The organism is Jatrophihabitans sp. YIM 134969 (assembly GCF_054456675.1).
Genome location: NZ_JBTJEQ010000015.1, coordinates 67,326 through 85,586, shown reverse-complemented (window position 1 = coordinate 85,586; position 18,261 = coordinate 67,326). Strand labels below are relative to the sequence as shown.

Annotated in this window: 22 protein-coding genes; 19 read left to right on the top strand and 3 right to left on the bottom strand. The window is 73.3% G+C overall.

The features are described 5' to 3' along the window. Positions 1-121 precede the first annotated feature (121 nt). The 11 genes from ACXR2U_RS10265 to ACXR2U_RS10215 all read left to right on the top strand — a co-directional run bounded on the left by ACXR2U_RS10265 (position 122) and on the right by ACXR2U_RS10215 (position 9,223). Positions 122-514 (top strand): DUF948 domain-containing protein, encoded by a 393-nt coding sequence (locus ACXR2U_RS10265; protein WP_458824916.1) that lies wholly within the window; start codon positions 122-124, stop codon positions 512-514. Beyond that, a complete protein-coding gene (locus ACXR2U_RS10260; protein WP_458824915.1) occupies positions 514-783 on the top strand; it encodes a hypothetical protein in 270 nt (89 codons plus the stop codon). The genes ACXR2U_RS10265 and ACXR2U_RS10260 overlap by 1 nt, the downstream gene beginning before the upstream one ends. Then, positions 780-3,506, top strand: a complete 2,727-nt coding sequence (alaS, locus tag ACXR2U_RS10255) for an alanine--tRNA ligase (protein WP_458824914.1) — start codon at positions 780-782, stop codon at positions 3,504-3,506. The genes ACXR2U_RS10260 and alaS overlap by 4 nt, the downstream gene beginning before the upstream one ends. After that, the gene (gene ruvX / locus ACXR2U_RS10250; RefSeq protein ID WP_458824913.1) at positions 3,506-3,955 is read left to right on the top strand and encodes a Holliday junction resolvase RuvX; all 450 of its coding nucleotides are present in this window, start codon (positions 3,506-3,508) and stop codon (positions 3,953-3,955) included. Before alaS ends, ruvX begins: the two co-directional genes overlap by 1 nt. Then, positions 3,952-5,187 carry an endolytic transglycosylase MltG gene (gene mltG / locus ACXR2U_RS10245; protein ID WP_458824912.1) on the top strand — a complete coding sequence of 412 codons (1,236 nt, stop codon included), beginning with the start codon at positions 3,952-3,954 and terminating at the stop codon, positions 5,185-5,187. Before ruvX ends, mltG begins: the two co-directional genes overlap by 4 nt. Then, the gene (locus ACXR2U_RS10240; protein WP_458824911.1) at positions 5,178-5,984 is read left to right on the top strand and encodes a shikimate dehydrogenase; all 807 of its coding nucleotides are present in this window, start codon (positions 5,178-5,180) and stop codon (positions 5,982-5,984) included. Before mltG ends, ACXR2U_RS10240 begins: the two co-directional genes overlap by 10 nt. Before the next feature lie 56 nt (positions 5,985-6,040). After that, positions 6,041-6,847, top strand: coding sequence for a formate dehydrogenase accessory sulfurtransferase FdhD (gene fdhD / locus ACXR2U_RS10235; RefSeq protein ID WP_458824910.1), 807 nt, complete (start codon positions 6,041-6,043; stop codon positions 6,845-6,847). A 143-nt stretch (positions 6,848-6,990) separates the two neighbouring features. Next, entirely contained in the window at positions 6,991-7,731 is a 741-nt protein-coding gene (locus ACXR2U_RS10230; RefSeq protein WP_458824909.1) for a hypothetical protein, read from the top strand. Positions 7,732-7,770: 39 nt separating this feature from the next. Beyond that, positions 7,771-8,085 carry a hypothetical protein gene (locus ACXR2U_RS10225; protein ID WP_458824908.1) on the top strand — a complete coding sequence of 105 codons (315 nt, stop codon included), beginning with the start codon at positions 7,771-7,773 and terminating at the stop codon, positions 8,083-8,085. Continuing rightward, positions 8,082-8,804, top strand: a complete 723-nt coding sequence (locus ACXR2U_RS10220) for a hypothetical protein (RefSeq protein WP_458824907.1) — start codon at positions 8,082-8,084, stop codon at positions 8,802-8,804. The genes ACXR2U_RS10225 and ACXR2U_RS10220 overlap by 4 nt, the downstream gene beginning before the upstream one ends. A 131-nt stretch (positions 8,805-8,935) precedes the next feature. Next, entirely contained in the window at positions 8,936-9,223 is a 288-nt protein-coding gene (locus ACXR2U_RS10215; RefSeq protein WP_458824906.1) for a hypothetical protein, read from the top strand. Here the strand turns inward: ACXR2U_RS10215 and ACXR2U_RS10210 are convergent. After that, positions 9,195-10,031: a DUF6457 domain-containing protein gene (locus ACXR2U_RS10210; protein WP_458824905.1), complete on the bottom strand. Its 837-nt coding sequence runs from the start codon at positions 10,029-10,031 to the stop codon at positions 9,195-9,197. The two genes, ACXR2U_RS10215 and ACXR2U_RS10210, sit on opposite strands and share 29 nt — an antisense overlap. A 163-nt stretch (positions 10,032-10,194) precedes the next feature. Between ACXR2U_RS10210 and ACXR2U_RS10205 the strand changes: the two genes are divergently transcribed. The 6 genes from ACXR2U_RS10205 to ACXR2U_RS10180 all read left to right on the top strand — a co-directional run bounded on the left by ACXR2U_RS10205 (position 10,195) and on the right by ACXR2U_RS10180 (position 14,610). Beyond that, positions 10,195-10,353: a hypothetical protein gene (locus ACXR2U_RS10205; RefSeq protein ID WP_458824903.1), complete on the top strand. Its 159-nt coding sequence runs from the start codon at positions 10,195-10,197 to the stop codon at positions 10,351-10,353. Positions 10,354-10,665: 312 nt separating this feature from the next. Beyond that, positions 10,666-11,343 (top strand): prepilin peptidase, encoded by a 678-nt coding sequence (locus ACXR2U_RS10200; protein ID WP_458824901.1) that lies wholly within the window; start codon positions 10,666-10,668, stop codon positions 11,341-11,343. A gap of 33 nt (positions 11,344-11,376) precedes the next feature. Beyond that, complete coding sequence (gene aroC, locus ACXR2U_RS10195; RefSeq protein ID WP_458824900.1) at positions 11,377-12,573, top strand: chorismate synthase; 1,197 nt, start codon at positions 11,377-11,379, stop codon at positions 12,571-12,573. Next, positions 12,570-13,079, top strand: a complete 510-nt coding sequence (locus tag ACXR2U_RS10190; protein ID WP_458824899.1) for a shikimate kinase — start codon at positions 12,570-12,572, stop codon at positions 13,077-13,079. The genes aroC and ACXR2U_RS10190 overlap by 4 nt, the downstream gene beginning before the upstream one ends. Then, on the top strand, positions 13,076-14,152 hold the full coding sequence (aroB, locus tag ACXR2U_RS10185) for a 3-dehydroquinate synthase (RefSeq protein ID WP_458824898.1): 1,077 nt from the start codon (positions 13,076-13,078) through the stop codon (positions 14,150-14,152). Before ACXR2U_RS10190 ends, aroB begins: the two co-directional genes overlap by 4 nt. 5 nt (positions 14,153-14,157) lie before the next feature. Further along, complete coding sequence (locus ACXR2U_RS10180; RefSeq protein WP_458824897.1) at positions 14,158-14,610, top strand: type II 3-dehydroquinate dehydratase; 453 nt, start codon at positions 14,158-14,160, stop codon at positions 14,608-14,610. A gap of 56 nt (positions 14,611-14,666) precedes the next feature. On the opposite strand, the gene ACXR2U_RS10175 is transcribed toward ACXR2U_RS10180, so the two are convergent. Further along, entirely contained in the window at positions 14,667-16,076 is a 1,410-nt protein-coding gene (locus ACXR2U_RS10175; RefSeq protein WP_458824933.1) for a M1 family metallopeptidase, read from the bottom strand. Between the two features lie 95 nt (positions 16,077-16,171). Beyond that, the gene (locus ACXR2U_RS10170; protein ID WP_458824896.1) at positions 16,172-16,987 is read right to left on the bottom strand and encodes a ribosomal RNA small subunit methyltransferase A; all 816 of its coding nucleotides are present in this window, start codon (positions 16,985-16,987) and stop codon (positions 16,172-16,174) included. A 144-nt stretch (positions 16,988-17,131) separates the two neighbouring features. Here ACXR2U_RS10170 and efp point away from each other — a divergent pair, with 144 nt between their 5' ends. Both efp and nusB read left to right on the top strand, forming a co-directional pair. Then, positions 17,132-17,695 (top strand): elongation factor P, encoded by a 564-nt coding sequence (efp, locus tag ACXR2U_RS10165; protein WP_458824895.1) that lies wholly within the window; start codon positions 17,132-17,134, stop codon positions 17,693-17,695. A 19-nt stretch (positions 17,696-17,714) separates the two neighbouring features. Beyond that, positions 17,715-18,224, top strand: coding sequence for a transcription antitermination factor NusB (gene nusB, locus ACXR2U_RS10160; protein ID WP_458824894.1), 510 nt, complete (start codon positions 17,715-17,717; stop codon positions 18,222-18,224). Positions 18,225-18,261 lie beyond the last annotated feature (37 nt).

Genomic DNA, 18,261 nt, shown 5'->3' with positions numbered 1-18,261 from the left:
TCAGCAGAACGCTGACCCGCGCGGGGTCGCCGGGTAGGGTCGCCGGGTACCGCGACGCCGGTGCGCGTGAGCATGCGCGTACGCCAGGGCCGTCGCCAGGCGAGTCACGAGGAGTTTTCCGTTGTCGGGTGGGACCATCGCCGGGTTGATCGCGGCAGGCGCGTTCGTGCTGCTCGTGCTCCTTCTGGCCGTGCCGTTGCTCAAGCTCGGCCGCGTGCTCGACGAAGCCACACTCGCGATCCGCAAGACCTCCGACGGTGCCGTGCCGCTGCTGTCCGGCGCCCAGGTCACGCTCGAGCAGGTCAACACGCAGCTCGGTGAGGTCGAGGGCATCACCAAGGGCGTCGGGAACATCACGACCAACGCTGCGGCGTTGACGTCGATCGTGTCGAGCACCGTGGGTGGTCCGCTCATCAAGGTCGCGGCGTTCAGCTACGGCGTGCGCAAGACCGTCCGCTCACGGCGCGAGGGTGACCTGGCCCCCAGCCGTCACGGCCGCCGTCGGGCTCGCTGATGCGCCGCCTCTTCTGGCTCGTCGCGGGCGTCACCCTCGGGGTGCTCGCGTTCCGCCGTCTGCAGCAGACGGCCGAGAAGTTCTCGGCCACCAACGTCGGCAACAGCCTGTCCAGCGCGCTGACCCAGCTCGCCGAGCAGGCGGGGGAGTTCCTCGCCGACGTCCGCGCCAGCATGCGCGAGCAGGAGGACCGCCTGCGTGAAGGCGCGGGCCTCGACGCCGAACCGGCCGCCGCGCTGCCGGACCGACGGGCGGAGCCCTCGGCGTGAAGACCGCTGAGATCAAGCGGCGGTTCCTCGCGCACTTCGTCGACCACGGGCACGAACTGGTGCCCAGTGCACCACTCCCGTTCGACGACCCGAACCTGCTGTTCGTCAACGCCGGCATGGTCCAGTTCGTGCCGTACTTCATCGGCCAGCTCTCCCCGCCGTGGAAGCGCGCCACCAGCGTGCAGAAGTGCGTGCGGACGCAGGACATCGAAGAGGTCGGCAAGACCACCCGTCACGGCACGTTCTTCCAGATGAACGGCAACTTCAGCTTCGGCGACTACTTCAAGCAGGGCGCCATGGAGCTGGCGTGGGAGCTGTCGACCAAGTCCGTCGCCGACGGCGGGTTCGGCCTCGACCCCGAACGGATCTGGCCGACCGTCTACCTCGACGACGACGAGACCTTCGCGTTGTGGCGTGACCACATCGGTGTCCCGGCCGAGCGCATCGTGCGCCGCGGCAAGGAGGACAACACCTGGGACATGGGCATCCCCGGCCCGGCCGGCACGTGCAGCGAGTTGTTCTACGACCGCGGCCCGGACTACGGGCCCGAGGGTGGCCCGGCGGTCGACGAGGACCGCTACATGGAGTTCTGGAACCTCGTCTTCATGCAGTACGAGCGGGGCGCCTCGACCGGCCCGCACAAGGGCGACTACGACATCCTCGGCGACCTGCCGAGCAAGAACATCGACACCGGCATGGGTCTCGAGCGGATGGCGACCCTGCTGCAGGGCGTCGACAACCTCTACGAGATCGACGAGACCTTCCCGGTGCTGCAGCGGGCGGCCGAACTGTCCGGCAAGGCCTACGGCGCGCACTCCGGGCACCTCGCCTCGGACTCCACCCAGGACGACATCCGGTTGCGGGTCATCGCCGATCACGTCCGCACCGGGCTGATGCTCGTGGGCGACGGCGTGACCCCCAGCAACGAGGGCCGCGGTTACGTGCTGCGGCGGATCCTGCGACGCGCGGTGCGGGCGGCGCGCCTGCTGGGCGGGGAGTTCACCGACGGCGAGGTGCTGCCGCAGTTGCTGCCGGTCGCGCGTGACGCCATGAGCCCGAGCTACCCCGAGCTCGCCACCGACTACGACCGCATCGCGATGATCGCCTACGCCGAGGAGGCGACGTTCCGCCGCACCCTGGCGTCGGGCACGACCATCCTCGACACCGCGGTCCGCGACACCAAGGCCGCGGGCGGGACCGCTCTGGCCGGCGACCGCGCGTTCGCCCTGCACGACACCTACGGCTTCCCGATCGACCTCACGGTCGAGATGGCGGCCGAGGCCGGACTCTCGGTCGACCAGGACGAGTTCCGCCGGCTGATGGCCGAGCAGCGCGACCGGGCCAAGGCCGACGCCAAGTCCAAGAAGAGCGGCGTGGGTGCGAGCCCGGCCTACCGCGAGCTGCGCGAGGTCGGGCCGACGCAGTTCACCGGCTACGAGACCCTCGAGACCGAGTCGCGCGTGCGCGGCATCATCCGCGACGGCGACCTCGTCGACTCCGTGGGTCCGGGCCACACGGTCGAGGTCGTCCTGGACGCCACGAGCTTCTACGCCGAGTCCGGTGGCCAGATCGCCGACGAAGGGATCATCACCGTTGCAGGGCGCAACGGTGATTCCCGGCTCAAGGTGCTCGACGTCCAGCGGCCGGTCAAGGGACTGATCGTCCACCGCGTCGAGGTGCAGTCCGGTGAACCGTTGCGTGGTGCAACGGCCCTGGCCCAGGTGGATCCCGAGTGGCGACGCTCGGCGCGCCAGGCGCACTCCGGCACGCACGTCGTGCACGCCGCACTGCGGGAGATCCTCGGCCCGTCGGCGCTGCAGAGCGGTTCGTTCAACCGGCCGGGGTACCTGCGGCTCGACTTCGCGTGGGGTTCGGCGCTCGACCAGCGCACCCGCGCCGACGTCGAGGACGCCGCGAACCGCGCGTTGCGGCTCGACCTGCCGGTCGAGGTCCGCTACATGCCGCTCGTGCAGGCCCGGGAGATCGGCGCGCTGGCGCTGTTCGGTGAGACCTACGACGCCGAGGTCCGGGTGGTCGACATCGGCGGCCCGTGGTCGCGTGAGCTGTGCGGTGGCACGCACGTCGCGCACTCGTCGCAGATCGGCGCGATCACGCTGACCGGCGAGTCGTCGGTCGGCGCCGGCGTGCGGCGCGTCGAGGCGTACGTCGGGCTCGAGGCCATCCACTACCTCGCGAACGAGCGGGCCCTGGTCGCCGGGCTCACCGAGATGCTGAAGGTCCCGGAAGCCGAACTCACGGACCGTGTCGCCTCGCTCGTCGCGCGGCTGCGTGCGGCCGAGAAGGAGCTCGACGCCGCGCGCGCAGGCGCCGTCCTCGCCCAGGCGGGCGCGCTCGCGGCGAAGGCCGAGGCCGTCGGGTCGGTCAACGCCGTCCTGGCCGCGGTCGCCCCGGGTGTCACCGGCGGCGACCTGCGCACCCTCGCCCTCGATGTCCGCAGCCGTCTCGGTGAACCGCCGGCCGTCGTCCTGCTGGCCTCGCCCCCGTCCGATCCGGGCGGCGCGACAGCCTTCGTGGCCACGGTGAACGCGGCCGGGGTCGCCGCCGGTGTGTCGGCGGGCGACGTCGTCAAGACGTTCGCGCCCGTGCTCGGCGCGCGTGGCGGCGGCAAGGCCGACGTCGCCCAGGGCGCCGGTGGCGACGCCGCGAAGCTGCCCGACGCGCTCGCGGCCGCGCGGACACTGCTCGCGGGAGCCGCCGGCTGATGGCGGTCTGGCTCGGGGTGGACGTGGGCACCGTCCGGATCGGCGTCGCGAAGAGCGACGCCACCGGACTGCTCGCGTCTCCGCTCACGGCCGTCCGCCGCGACCGCCGCGGCGGCACCGATGTCGCGGCCCTGGTCGCGCTCGCCGCCGAGTGGGAGGCCGAGGGTTTCGTCGTCGGGCTGCCGGTGACGTTGCGCGGCACGGAGGGCGCCTCGGTCGGCATGGCGCGGGAGTTCGCCGCCGCGCTGACCGCCGCCGCCCCGGACCTCACGGTGCGGTTCACCGACGAACGCAACACCACGGTGACCGCGCAGCAGCACCTGCGCGCCATCGGGATCCCGGCCCGGCGCCAGAAGGACCTCATCGACGCGCGTGCGGCAGCGGTCCTGCTGCAGGCCTGGCTGGACCGGGAACGCGCCGCCACGAGCAGCGGGGAGGTGACGGCGTGAGCCGCCACGGGAGCGGGGAGAGCCGCGAGGACCACGGGTACGGGAACGCGGCGTCGGACCTGTTCGAGCCGTACCCCGAGGACGACTTCGCCGACGACGACCACGGTCACCCCAGCGGCCCGCTGCCGGTGACCCGCGCGAGCCGTCGGGCGGCCAAGGCCCAGGCACGCCGTCGCCGGCGTCGCCGCCTGGTCCTGGTGCTCGGACTCGTGGTCATCGTCGGGTTGGGGTTCGGCGCGTACAAGCTGTCGGGGTCGTTGTTCGACTTCGGTGGCAGCGCGGCCGACTACGAGGGGCAGGGCAGCGGGTCGGTCACGATCCGCATCCAGCCGGGCGACGGCGCCGGTGCCATCGGCCAGACCCTCGCCGACGCAGACGTCGTCGAGAGCGCCGAGGCATTCGTGGCCGCGGCCCAGGCCGACGACCGGTCGACCGACATCCAGCCCGGGGTCTACGCCCTGCGCCGCCAGATGTCGGCGCAGTCGGCCCTCGCGTTGCTGCTCGACCCGACCTCCCGGCAGAGCGTGCAACTGGTCATCCGCGAGGGGGCGGTGCAGGCCGACGTCGAGCGTGACCTCGCGACCGCGCTGAAGGTCCCGGTGGCGGAGGTGCAGGCGGCGGCGAAGGACGTCCGGCAGATCGTCCCGGACGACTACCTGACCCCGAAGCCGCCGACCTCCCTCGAGGGGTTCCTGTTCCCGGCCACCTACGACTTCGACCCCGGCACGACCCCGCTCGAGGCCCTGCAGGCCATCGTCACCCGGTACACCACCAACGACCGTGAGGCCGGGTTGTCCGGATCCGCGGCCAAGCTCAGGTTGACGCCGTACCAGGCGCTCACCATCGCCTCGATCGCCGAGGCCGAGGCGAAGTTCCCGGGTGACTACGCCAAGGTGGCGCGGGTGATCATGAACCGGCTCGCCGCGAAGCGGCCGTTGCAGATCGACGCGACGACCATCTACGGCGCGAAGGTCGCAGGCGTCGACCCGAAGACCATCACGTACTCCGAGTTCGTGACGCCGTACAACAGCTACCTCAACGCCGGGCTGACCCCGACCCCGATCGGCAACCCGGGCGAGGCGGTCATGGCCGAGACGGCCGCTCCGCCCGCCGGGAACTGGATCTACTACGTGAACGGCGACGCGCAGGGCCACCTGTTCTTCACCGCCAGCGAGGCCGAGTTCACCGCGGCCGTGACCCGGTGCCGCGACAACAACTGGGGTTGCGCCTGAGCGCACCGCGGCGCGCGGCGGTCCTCGGGTCGCCGGTCGCGCACTCGCTCTCGCCGGTCCTGCACCGCGCCGCGTACGCCGCGCTCGGGCTCGACGGCTGGACCTACGAGGCGATCGAGTGCGACGAGGCCGCGTTCCCCGGAGTGCTCGCGGCGCTCGACCCGGCCTTCGTCGGACTCTCGTGCACGATGCCGCTCAAGCGGGTCGCGCTCGCGGCCGCCACCACCGTCGCCCCCGCCGCGAGGCTGGTCGGCGCGGTCAACACCCTGGTCCGCGCCGACGACGGCTGGAGCGCGGACAACACCGACGTCGACGGCGTCCTCGGCGCGCTGGCCGAGGCGGGCACCGGGTCCGCCCCGGAGTCGGTGCTGCTGCTGGGCGCGGGTGGGACGGCCCAGGCCGTCGTCGTCGCCCTGGCCCGGCTCGGGGTCACGGGGGTGACCGTCGGCGTGCGCGACACCACCCGGGCGGCGGAGCTCCGCTCGACCGCGGAGCGGGCGGGCGTCGTGCTCGACGTGGCGCCGTTCGCGGACCGCCTCGACGCCGAGCTGGTGGTCTCCACGCTGCCCGGCGACGCCGCGGCCCCGCTGGCCGGTCGGCTCGCTCCGGACGTCCGGACCCTGCTCGACGTCGTCTACGCCCCCTGGCCGACCACGCTCGCCCGGTCCGCGGCCGCCGCCGGCGCCGGGGTCGTCGGTGGGCGGGCCGTGCTGCTGCACCAGGCCGCCCGGCAGGTGGAGCTCATGACGGGCCGTCCCGCGCCGCTCGCGGCGATGGCGGCGGCGCTGCCGGCATGACCCGCGGCCACCCCGCCCCGCCGCACGGCACCGCCCCCGCGGCCTACGCTCGACCCGTGGCCATCGCGACGACCCGGCGCGCGGTGGTGGCGGTCCGCCCCGACGTCGCACCGCGGCAACGCCCGGACGACCTCGCGGTCGAGGCACCACTCTCGCTCGTCCTCGACGAGACCGTCATCGCCACCCTCATGCGCACGCCGGGTCACGACGTCGAACTCGCGGCGGGGTGGTTGGTCGTGGAGTCCGGTGTGACCCGCCGTGACGACGTCGAGGGTCTCGCGGAGGTCCACGCCTTCGACCTCGAACCCGACCGGGTCGTGCTGCGCCTCGCGCCGGGCGTCGAACCGCCGCGGCCCCGCGCCTACGTCACCTCCGCCGCGTGCGGGGTGTGCAGTGCCGACGTCCTCGACCTCGCCGGCACGCGCCCTCCGGGCGTGCCCGCGGCGACCGACGGCTGGACGGTCGCGTCCGACGTCCTGGTGGCGTTGCCCGACACGATGCGTGAGCACCAGCGCGCGTTCGACCGCACCGGCGGGGTCCACGCCGCCGCGGTGGCGACCCCCCGCGGTGAGTTGCTCGTGGTCCGGGAGGACGTCGGGCGGCACAACGCGGTCGACAAGGTCGTGGGCCACGCGCTGCTCGAGGGTCCCTTCCCGCTGACCGACCACCTGCTCGTGGTGAGTGGGCGGGTCTCGTTCGAGATCGTGCAGAAGGCGGTGGCCGCCGGGGTGTCGGCGATCGTGGCCGTGTCGGCGCCGTCGTCGCTCGCGGTCGACCTCGCCCGCGAGCACGGTGTGCTGCTCGCCGGGCTCGTCCGGGGCGGCCGGATGAACCTGTACGCGGAGGCGGAGCGGGTCGTCTGACGTCACGCCGGGTGATTGCGTCCCAGGACGCAACCGGCGGTTCAGTGGGCGTTCGACGCGCGTGATCCGTCGGTAAGGTCCGAGACGAGCTGCCCACCCGCGTCAGTCCGACACCGCACGTCGGCCCACCGACAGGAGCACCGATGGCGTACGACCCGAGCGAGGAGCTCGCCGTCCTGCGTGACGATCTCGACCGCCTCCAGCAGGATTTCGGCGCCGCCGAGGAGGCGAGCCGCAAGCCCGTGACCGAGTACGACCGGACCGGCACGGTCACGGTCGAACTCGACGCCGACGCCCGGCTGCAGCGCATCAAGATCGCCGGCTCCTGGAACCGGCACCTGCAACCCCACCAGCTCGGCGCGGCCGTGCAGGAGGCGTTCGTCGCCGCCGGCCTCGCGCGGACCCACGCCTGGGGCGAGAAGATCGCCGACCAGCGCCCGGCGAGCCGGGCGCGGCCGGCGGAGCCGCCGAGCACGGCCCTCGCGGCCCAGCTGGACTCCGCGCAGGAGCGCGGCGTCGACACCGACGAGGTCCTGCGTGCGCTGCGCGACATGCTCCGCGAGTTCAACGAGAGCATCGACGCGGTGTCCGAGCAGGCGGACGCGATGGTCGCGGCCGAGTACTCCGGCCGGAGCACGTCCGGTCACGCCACGGCCGTCGTCGGTGGGACGGGGGACCTGCTCCAGCTGGAGTTCTCGCCGGGCTGGGTGGAGACCGCCCACCCCACGAACCTCGGCCGTGAGGCCACCGAGGCCGTCCTCGCCGCGCAGCGGGCCCGGGGTGAGTCGACCGTGCAGGACCTCATCGAGAACAGTCCGATCGGGGAGGCGCGCCGCCTCGGCGCCGACCCCCTCGAGCTAGCCCGCCGCCTCGGACTGGGCTGAGCCCGTCCACCCGATCCGTTCCACCAGAGAGGAAGAGCGATGACCCTGAAGAGCGCGCTCGAGGCGCTGGAGACCGACGCCAAGACCTGGGACGACGTGAACGTCTCGCTCACCTCGGCGGCCGCCAGCGCCACGTTCGAGAACCTCACCGACGACGAGTTCTCGTGGGCGGGTTCGGCCAGCGGCCTCACCGCCACCTACGCGGCCCTGCAGCAGAAGGTCGCGGGCCTGTGCAGTGGCGGGGCCACCGAAGCCGGCGACATCGCCGTGGAACTGCGCAACGTCAAGAAGACCTACGAGGGCACCGACGAGGCGGCCAAGGCCCGCCTCCAGGGCGTCTGGGACGTCGCGTGAGCGCCGCCGGAGCCGATCTCCTCGCCGAGATCGACGACCTCTGGAACAAGCTGCAGGACAAGTTCACCAGCCTGCGCGACACCATCAACCGGATGCTGGACAAGGTCCCGGGCTTCCTCGACTGGATCGTCGACCGGGTGAGGGACGGCTGGAACTCCCTCTGCGACAAGATGCAGATGGTCTGGGACCGCGTCTCCTACTTCTTCGGGCACATGGGTCGACCGTGGGACCTGTCGAGTACCGCCGACAGTTGGTCGACCGACGTCGGCGGCAAGACGAGCAACGAGGTGACCAAGGTCGACGCCGGCCTGTTGCTGGTCGACGACAACTGGGCCGGTGACGCCGCTGACCAGTACAAGCAGCACATCCCGCTGCAGAAGGCGGCGCTGCAGGCCATCAAGACCACCTACACCGACGCCATCAGCGCCGCCCTCGACAAGGTCCAGATGGCGATCTACGTGTTCTGGGGCCTCTGCGTCACCGCCATCGTCACGTTCATCGGCGGCATGATCGGCGCGTTGTCCTCGGCGGCCACGATCTTCGGTCTGCCCGCGGCCCCGTTCATCGCCGTGGGTGCCGCCCTCGCCGCGGACGCGCAGTTCGCCGGCGGCGCGTACAACCTCAAGGCGCAGGCGGCCAGTGCCAACAGCTCGCTGGTGGCCAAGCTCGCCGACAACACGGCGTTCCCGAACGGCGCCTGGCCGAAGGGCACCGCCTGAGCACCTCGGCGGCGCCGACCGGCCGGGTCGGCGCCGCTCGTGCGGGGTACGCGTTCCTACTGATCGTCCTGGAGCTGGTCTTCACCCTGCTCGGCTGGGTCGGGGGCGCGGACGACGGCGCGCTCGAGGTCGTGTTCCGGTGGTCGGCACCCGTCGGGGTGCTCCTGATGTTCGCGCTGCTGGTCGCCGCCGGCGCGCGCAACCGTCGGGTCGTGGGGACGATCACCGGTCTGGCCGCGGTGCGGGTCGTCGTCGTGCTGGTGGCGCTGCTCGCCGTCGGCAGCGACGACCCGAACGGCCGCGCCGACGGGAGCTACCTGCTGCTGACCGTGCTCGGCACGGTCGTCGCGCTCGCCGCGGTGGTCGTCGCGCTGTCGGTGCTGCGTGTCCTCAGCCGCGGTCGGCCAGCAGGGCGCTGAGCCGGTCGACCGCGGCTCGGACGTCGTCCGGCGACCCACCGGCGCGCCCGGCGGCGAGCCCGGCCAGGAACGTCGTGAGCGGTGCGGCCGGGCGGGCCACGCCGTGCGCGGCGTCGCGGGCGAGGTCGAGCAGCAGCGTCACCGGCACCACGCCCGCCGGCAGGTCGAGGGCGGCCGCCGCCTCCTCGAGCCAGGTGGTCATCGGGGCCGGTTCGGGTGTCGAGGTCACCTCGGCACTGTGCCCGGCCGCGGTGAGCCGCTCGACGTCGGCCGGGGTGTCGAGGTCGTCGCTCCACCCCCCGCTGTCGGCCACCCCGACCACGTCGACGCCGTCGTAGAGCGCCCGCACCCGGGCCCCGGCGGGGTCGCCGACCCGGTGCAGCGATCCACGCAGGGCGGCGGTCCGCCACACCGCGAGCAGCCACTGCCGGCGACCGCCCGCCTCGACCACCGCGGCGTCGTGGTCACCGAGCGCCGCCAGCAGCGCGGGCACGGCCCCGCCGCCCGCGGGGAGGTCGCCCGCGAGCAGGACGACCGCCGCCGCGCTGACGTGGGGGAGCCCCGCTGCGAGCGCCGCGACCGGACCGCCCCCGGGCGGGTCCTCGCGGGTCCACACGTCGACGCCCGCCACCGCGCGCTCCGGTCCGACCACCACCCGGTGCCCCGCGACCGGCGCCGCGAGCAACCCCTCGAGCACGGTGCGGCCGTCGGGGCGGCGCAGCAGCGCCTTGTCCAGGCCGCCCAGGCGGGTGGCGGGGCCGCCCGCGACGACGAGCAGGTCGGCCTCGGGCAGGTCGGCGTCGGGCACGTCGTCATCCTGCCGCGCACCACGCCCGGTTCGACGCGGATCGGTGCCCGTTGTCCGGAATCTGCCCGCGATCTTGAGCATGATCGCCGTGAGCTGATCTTGGTCGCGCGGGATCACGTGTTCCGTCAGCTGCCCCCCCCCGAACGTGAGAGCAGGTTCCCCCGTGACCACCACGCCCCACCGCGACCACCGCCCCGCCGCGACCCCCGCCACCGACGTCGTGACCACCCGGCGGTCGTGGTGGGAGGGCGTCCAGTGGGACGTGAGCGCCCTGCTCACCGAGGCCGCCCACCCGCTCGCCACCGAGCGCCGCGCGAGCTGACCCGACGGTCGCGGCGGGCCCGACCCCGTCGCCCACCGATCCGCGGTCGGCGCCTCCCGGGGAGCCGCCCCGGCCCCAGGGCATGTCTCAGGACCTCGTGCTCCGCGCGACGAGCGGCGGTTCTGAGACACGCCCCAGGGCATGTCTCAGGACCTCATGCTCTGCTGCGCGGCGCCGAGGCACAGCGTCTGCTGCGTTGTCGTCGTCGCGGACACCACAACGGTGTCCGTGTCCTCCTCCGCCTTGCATCCACCGCACCTCGACGCCGCTCGCGACGAGCGGAGGTTCTGAGACACGCCCTAGCCTGACCGGGTGACCTGGACCGGCGCCGTGGCAGGGGCGGTCGCGGGGCTGCTGCTCGGCCCGCTCGTCGCGTCCCTGGTCCTCACCGCCCCGGAGCCCGGACCCTGGTGGGCGCCGTGGCGGCCGACCGGGCGCCGGTGGTCCGACACCCCGGTCCGGGAACGGGCCGGGGTCACCGCGGTGGCGGTGGTCGCCGCCGCCCTGGCCGGAGCCGGTGCCGGGTGGACCGCCGCCTGGCCGGCGTTCGTCCTGGTCGGGATCGCGGCGGGTCCGCTCACCGTCGTCGACCTGCGCCTGCACCGCCTGCCCGACCGCATCGTCGGACCCACCGCGCTGCTCGCGGTCGCCCTGTTGGGCGTCGCGTCCCTGGCGACGGACCTCGCGCAGGCGTGGCTGCGGGCCGTGGTCAGCGGCGTCGTCGTGCTGGTGGTGCTCGGCGCCCTGGCGCTCGCCGCCCGCGGCGCGTTCGGGCTCGGTGACGCGAAGTGCGCCGCCGTGCTGGCCGTGCTGCTCGGCTGGCGGTCGGTCACGGCGGTCGTCGTCGGGCTCTGGGTCGGGTTCCTCGTGGCCGGGCTGGCGGCGGTGGTGCTGGTCGTGGCCGGCCGCGCCGGCTGGCGGACCCGCATCGCGTTCGGGCCGCCGCTGCTGCTCGGTGCGCTCGGCACCGCCGCGGTGCTCGCCGGCTGAACCCGGGTCGGGGCGTCTGGGAGACTGACGGGCGTGTTGCGGTGGATGACGGCGGGGGAGTCGCACGGTCCGGCCCTGGTCGCGGTGGTCGACGGTCTGCCCGCGGGCATCGAGGTGACCACGACCGCGATCGCGGACGCGCTGGCGCGGCGTCGGCTCGGGTACGGCCGCGGGGCCCGGATGAAGTTCGAGCAGGACGTCGTCGAGATCACCGGCGGCGTGCGGCACGGGCGCACGATGGGCGGGCCGGTCGCGATCCGCGTCGACAACACCGAGTGGCCGAAGTGGACCACGGTGATGAGTGCCGACCCGGTCGACGCCGAGGTCCTCGCCGAGCAGGCCCGCAACGCCCCCCTCACCCGGCCGCGCCCCGGTCACGCCGACCTCGCCGGCATGCAGAAGTACGACGTCGACGACGCGCGCCCGGTGCTGGAGCGCGCGAGCGCCCGCGAGACCGCGGCGCGGGTCGCGGTGGCGACCGTCGCCCGCCACTTCCTCGCCCAGGTCGCGGGCGTCGAGATCCTCTCCCACGTCGTGTCGATCGGGTCGGTCGCCGTCCCGGCGGGCACCCTCCCCGGGCCGGGCGACCTCGCCGCGGTCGACGAGTCCCCGGTCCGCTGCGCCGACCCGGCCACCTCGGCCGCCATGGTCGAGGAGATCGACGAGACCCGCCGCGCGGGCGACACCCTGGGCGGGATCGTCGAGGTCGTCGCCTACGGCCTGCCGCCGGGGCTCGGGTCGCACGTTCAGGGCGACCGTCGCCTCGACGCCCGGCTCGCCGCGGCCCTCATGGGCATCCAGGCCATCAAGGGCGTGGAGGTCGGCGACGGCTTCGAACTCGCCCGCATCCGTGGCTCGCAGGCGCAGGACGAGATGGAGCCGGTCACCGGTGGCGTCCGCCGCCGCTCCGGCCACTCCGGCGGCACCGAGGGCGGGATGACGACCGGGGAGGTCCTGCGGGTCCGGGCCGCCATGAAGCCGATCTCGACCATCCCGCGCGCCCTGCAGACCGTCGACACCGTCACCGGCGAGACGGCCGTGGCCATCAACCAGCGCTCGGACGTCTGTGCCGTCCCGGCCGCGGGTGTCGTGGCCGAGGCCATGGTCGCGATCGTGCTGGCCGAGGCCGTCCTGGAGAAGTTCGGTGGCGACAGCGTCGGCGAGACCCGTCGCAACGTCCAGAGCTACCTGGCCCGGGTCGCCGAGCGCGGCCTGGCCGTCGCGCCGTGACCACGGTCCTGGTCGGGATGCCGGGCGCGGGCAAGACGACCGTCGGCCGCACGCTCGCCGCGCGCCTCGGCCTGCCCTTCGCCGACAGCGACGACCTGGTCGTCGCCGCCACCGGCCGGTCGGTCACCGACCTGTTCGCCGAGTCCGAGGCCGTGTTCCGCGCCGCCGAGGCCACCGCGATCGTCGACGCCCTCGCCTCGTTCGACGGCGTGCTGGCGCTCGGGGGTGGATCGTTGCTCACGGCATCGGTCCGCGAGGCGCTGGCGGCGGGTGGGGTCCCGGTCGTCCTCCTCCGCGCCCGGGTCGACACCCTGGCGGGTCGCGTGGGCGACGCCACCACCCGGCCGCTGCTGGTCGCGGACCCGGTGGCACGCCTCGAGGCACTCGACGCCGAACGGGCCGCGCTCTACCTCGACGCCGCCGACGTCGTCGTCGACACCGACGACCGCAGCGTCGCCGACATCGTGGATCTGGTGCAGCAAGCAACGATCGGAGTGCGTTCGTGACCGACTCGCCCACCCGGATCACGGTGGCCGGCGCGCAACCGTACGACGTCGTGGTCGGGACCGGCCTGCTCGGCGAACTCCCCGCCCTGCTCGAGGGTGCCGCCCGCGTGGCGGTCATCCACCCGCCGACCCTGCGTGCGAGTGCCGAGGCGATCCGGGACGACCTCGCCGGCCGCTTCGAGGTGCACACCGTCGAGGTGCCCGACGGCGAGGACCAGAAGACCGTCCCCGTCGCGGCGTACTGCTGGGACGTCCTGGGCCAGGTCGGCTACACCCGCTCGGACGTCGTCGTCGGGCTCGGCGGCGGCGCGACCACCGACCTCGCCGGCTGGGTCGCCGCGGCGTGGCTGCGGGGCGTGCGGGTCGTGCAGGTCCCGACCACCCTCGCCGGCATGGTCGACGCCGCAGTCGGCGGCAAGACCGGCGTCAACACCGAGCGCGGCAAGAACCTGGTCGGCGCGTTCCACCCGCCGGTCGGTGTGCTGTGCGACCTCGCGTCGCTCGCCACGGTGAACGTCAACGACTACGTCACCGGGTTGGCCGAGGTCGTCAAGTGCGGCTTCATCGCCGACCCCGCGATCCTCGACGTCGTCGAGGCCGACCCGGCCGCGGTGATCGTGCCGGGCAACCCGTTCGAACGGGAACTGGTCGAACGGTCGGTACGGGTCAAGGCCGACGTGGTCGGTGAGGACCTCACCGAACAGGGTCGGCGCGAGATCCTCAACTACGGCCACACCCTCGGCCACGCCATCGAGAAGGCCGAGCGGTACCGGTGGCGCCACGGCGCCGCCGTGTCGGTGGGGCTGGTCTACGCCGCCGCGCTCGGCCGCGTGCTCGGCCGCCTCGACGACGCCACGGCCGACCGCCACCGACGCGTCCTCGACTCCCTGGGGCTGCCCGTGCACTACGCGGCCGACGCGTTCCCGGCGTTGCTGGAGAACATGAAGATCGACAAGAAGGCGCGCGGCAACCGGCTGCGCTTCGTCGTCCTCGACGGCCTGGCCCGGCCGGTCACCGTCGACGGCCCCGACCCGTCGCTGCTCGCAGCGGCCTACAGCGAAGTGGCGGTCTGAGAACAGTGCCTGGTGCAACGGTCCGCGTCCTCAACGGCGCCAACCTCGGACGGCTCGGCACCCGCGAGCCCGAGATCTACGGTTCGACCACGTACGCCAAACTGGCCGCCCTGTGCGTCGCCGCCGGTCACGAGATGGAGCTCGAGGTCATCGTCGACCAGACCGACGACGAGGGGCAGCTGCTGCGTTGGCTGCACGAGGCCGCCGACGCCCGCACCCCCGTGGTCCTCAACCCGGGCGGGTGGTCCCACACCTCGGTCGTGCTGCGTGACGCCGTCGCCGACGTCACCTCCCGCGGCGTGCACGTGCTCGAGGTGCACATCAGCAACGTCCACGCCCGCGAGCAGTTCCGTCACCGCTCGCTGGTCTCGGGCGTCGCGAGCGGGGTGCTCGTCGGGCTCGGGGTCCAGGGCTACGTGCTCGCCCTGTCCTGGCTCGCCGGCGAACTCGACGTCTGAACCCCCGAATTCCGTGTCTTCTTGCAACCGTCGGCTGCAAGAAGACACAGGATTCGTCAGAAGCTGGCGGGCTTGGACTTCGTGTACAGCCAGGTCTGGAACAGGTCGGTGAGGTCCCGGCCGCTCACCTGCTGCGCGAGTGCGATGAACTGCGCTGTGGTGGCGTTGCCGTAGCGGTGCTGGTCGGTCCAGCTCTTCAGGGTCTCGAAGAACGCGGCGTCGCCGATGGTGTGGCGCAGCACCGCGAGCGTCATGCCGCCGCGCTCGTACACCGCACCGGAGAACATCTGGTCGCGGCCGGGCGCGGCGATGGCCTGCTTCCAGAACGACGAGCTCGCCGGGATCCCCGCCCACTCCTGGCGGAACGACGTGTACGTGTCGTCGCCGCCGCCGTGCTCACCCCAGTACGCCGCGGCGAAGGTCGCGAAACCCTCGTTGAGCCAGATGTCCTTCCACGTCGCCACCGACACCGAGTCGCCGAACCACTGGTGGGCGAGCTCGTGCGAGATGGTGCCCTGGTCCGGCGCGAACCCGTAGAGCGGACGGGTCTGGGTCTCCAGCGAGAAGCCGACGTCCGGCACGTTGTCGACGATCGCGCCGGTCGAGGTGAACGCGTACGGGCCGAAGACCTTGCTCCAGTAGTCGGTCACCCGCCCGCTCACGCCGAACACGTCGCGTGACGTCACGTCGTCGGCGAGTGCCGGGTCGTACCCCATGGTCTCGGGGATGCCGCCCGGTGTGGTGCCGTTCCGGATCGTGAACTTCCCGATGTCCACCGTCAGCAGGTAGGTCGCGGTGGGAGACGGGTCGTCCCAGACGAACGTCGTCCGGCCGGCGCCCGTCGTGGTCGAGAGCAGGTCACCGTTGCCGATGACCTGGGTGCCCTTCGGCACGGTGGTGCGGACGGTGAACGTGGCCTTGTCGCTCGGGTGGTCGTTGCTCGGGAACCAGGTGTGGGCGGCGTTCGGCTCGTCACCGACGAACGCGCCGTCGGGCGTGTACTGCCAGCCGTAGTCGGCCCCGAACACGATGGGCGAACCGGTGATGGTCTCCGGGACGCCGGCGTAGGCCACGGTCGTCGTGAACGATGCACCGCGCAACAGTCCGGTGCGCGGGGAGACGATCAGTTCCCCCCCGCTCTGCGTGAACGTCGCCGTCACCCCGTTCACCAGGACGCTGCTGACCTTCATGCCCGAGAGGTCGAGGTCGAAGCGGGAGAGGTTCTGCGTGGCCCGCATGGCGAGCACCGCCTTGCCCCGGAGCCGGTGCGTCGAGGGCGTGTAGTCCAGCGCGAGGTCGTAGTGACCGACGTCGTACCCGCCGTTGCCGAGCGAGGGGAAGTACGGGTCACCGACGCCGGCGGCGCCCGGTGCGTACGTGGGCGGTGCGGCCGTCGGCCGCGCGGCGGCGGCCGACCCACCGGCGAGGGCACCCGCCGCGAGGACGGCGACGGCGGAGGCGGACAGGACGGAACGACGACGCGACACGGGGCACCTCGGACAGACGTGGGGATCGGCGGTGCATCACCTTTGCCCGAGATGTGGGTTCCGTCAACCACCGGTCAGCGCCGTGGCGCGCCCAGCGCGCGGAAGACGGTCACCAGGGCGTCGGGGTGGACGAAGCCGACCACGACGTCGCGGTCCAACCCGGCGCGGGCGAACGCGGCCTCCAGGGCGCGCCGCGGGTGGTACTCGGCGAGCGAGGCGAACAGCGACCCGCCGCGTCCGATGAACGCGGCGTCGACGTCGCGCTCCCAGCGGGCCCGGTCGCCCGCGGGCAGCAGCGGGGTCGGGCGCCGGACGATCCGCAGGACCCCGGCGTCGGTCGCGGGGACCGGCGCGAACGACCGCCGGGGGATCCGGGCACCGAGCTCCCAGGCGAACCAGGGCCACGACATCGCGGTCGTCCTGGTCCACCGGTCGAAGTCGCCCGCGCGCTTGCGGGCGAACTCCCACTGGGTGATGAGGGTGGCCGTCCGCAACGCCGGAGCCGCCAGCACCCACGTCACGATCGGCGTGGTGCGGCCGAACGGGATGTTGCCGGCGAGGTGGAACGGCGTGCGTGGCGGTGCGGACGCCAGGAAGTCACCGGTCTCGAACCGGATCCCGTCGACGTCGCGCAGTCGCCGCTGGGCGGTCGCGGCCATCGCCGGGTCGAGCTCCCACGTCGTCAGCGTGCCGAAGTGCGCGGCGAGGTCGCGGGTCAGCGCGCCGTCGCCGGTGCCGACCTCGACCGCGGGCAGTCCGTCGGCCGGCGGCAACGCGGCCAGGAAGGAGGCGATCGCGCGGGGGTCGCGCAGGAGGTTCTGCGACAGGGTGCGGCGCCGGTCGCCGCGCCCGCCCCGGCCGGTGTGGCGGCGCGGGGGCGGCGGGGTCACGGCGGCGACCCTAACGAGGGCTCGCCGGGGGTGCCCGTGGACCCTGCGTACCCTGGGCCGCTGACCGCACCCCGCCCCCGGGCCGGGCGTGCACGCAGACCGCACGACCGAACGCCGACCACATCGACTGGAGCACACACCCAAGTGGCCACCACCAACGACCTGAAGAACGGCCTCGTCCTCAACATCGACGGCCAGCTCTGGACGGTCACCGAGTTCCAGCACGTCAAGCCCGGCAAGGGCGGCGCGTTCGTCCGCACCACCCTGAAGAACGTGCTGTCGGGCAAGGTCGTCGACCGCACCTTCAACGCCGGCACCAAGGTCGAGACCGCCAACGTCGACAAGCGCGACATGACCTTCCTGTACCGCGAGGGCGACGACTTCATCTTCATGGACGGCGACACCTACGACCAGATCCCGGTGCCGCTCACGGTCGTCGGGACCGGCGCGGGCTACCTGCTCGACAACTCCGAGGCGACGGTCGCGGTCCACGACGGCACCCCGCTCTACGTCGAGCTCCCCACCTCGGTGGAACTGGTCATCTCCCACACCGACCCCGGCCTGCAGGGCGACCGCTCGACCGGTGGCACCAAGCCCGCGACGCTCGAGACCGGCGCCGAGATCCAGGTGCCGCTGTTCGTGTCGACCGGCGAGAAGGTCAAGGTCGACACCCGCGACGGCCGTTACCTCGGCCGCGTCAACAGCTGACGCTGCGACCCGGAACCCGATGCCCGCCCGCTCCAAGGCCCGCAAACGCGCGGTCGACGTCCTCTACGAGGCCGACCTGCGCGGTACCGACCCGCTGACGACCCTCGCCGAGCGGGTGGCGCGTGCCGACCCGCCGGTGCGCGACTACACCGTCGAACTGGTCGAGGGCACGGCCGCACGCCTCGCGTTCATCGACCAGGTCCTGGACGAGTACGCCCAGGGCTGGACGGTCGGCCGCATGCCCGACGTCGACCGCGCGGTGCTGCGCCTGGCGGTCTTCGAACTGCTCTACCGCGACGACGTGCCGGCCGCTGTCGTCATCGACGAGGCGGTCGAACTGGCCCGGATGCTCTCGACCGACGACTCGCCGGGGTTCGTCAACGGCGTGCTCGGCCGCGTCCACCGCGAGGGCCCGCCCGCGAGCGCCGGCGACCTCCCGGCGGCTCCCGTGGCTCCCGCGGCTCCCGCGGCGGAGCAGCCCGCCGACGACGACGCTCCGGTCGACGACGACGTGGTCCGGCCCCTGTAGGTCGCCCCCGGAACACTGACGGGGAAGTGCGGGGACG

What these genes read in the sequence shown, in the direction of transcription:
- ACXR2U_RS10260 (WP_458824915.1), top strand. Translation starts at nt 514, where the DNA reads ATGCGCCGCCTCTTCTGGCTCGTCGCGGGCGTCACCCTCGGGGTGCTC.
- ruvX (WP_458824913.1), top strand. Translation starts at nt 3,506, where the DNA reads ATGGCGGTCTGGCTCGGGGTGGACGTGGGCACCGTCCGGATCGGCGTC.
- ACXR2U_RS10230 (WP_458824909.1), top strand. Translation starts at nt 6,991, where the DNA reads ATGGCGTACGACCCGAGCGAGGAGCTCGCCGTCCTGCGTGACGATCTC.
- ACXR2U_RS10225 (WP_458824908.1), top strand. Translation starts at nt 7,771, where the DNA reads ATGACCCTGAAGAGCGCGCTCGAGGCGCTGGAGACCGACGCCAAGACC.
- nusB (WP_458824894.1), top strand. Translation starts at nt 17,715, where the DNA reads ATGCCCGCCCGCTCCAAGGCCCGCAAACGCGCGGTCGACGTCCTCTAC.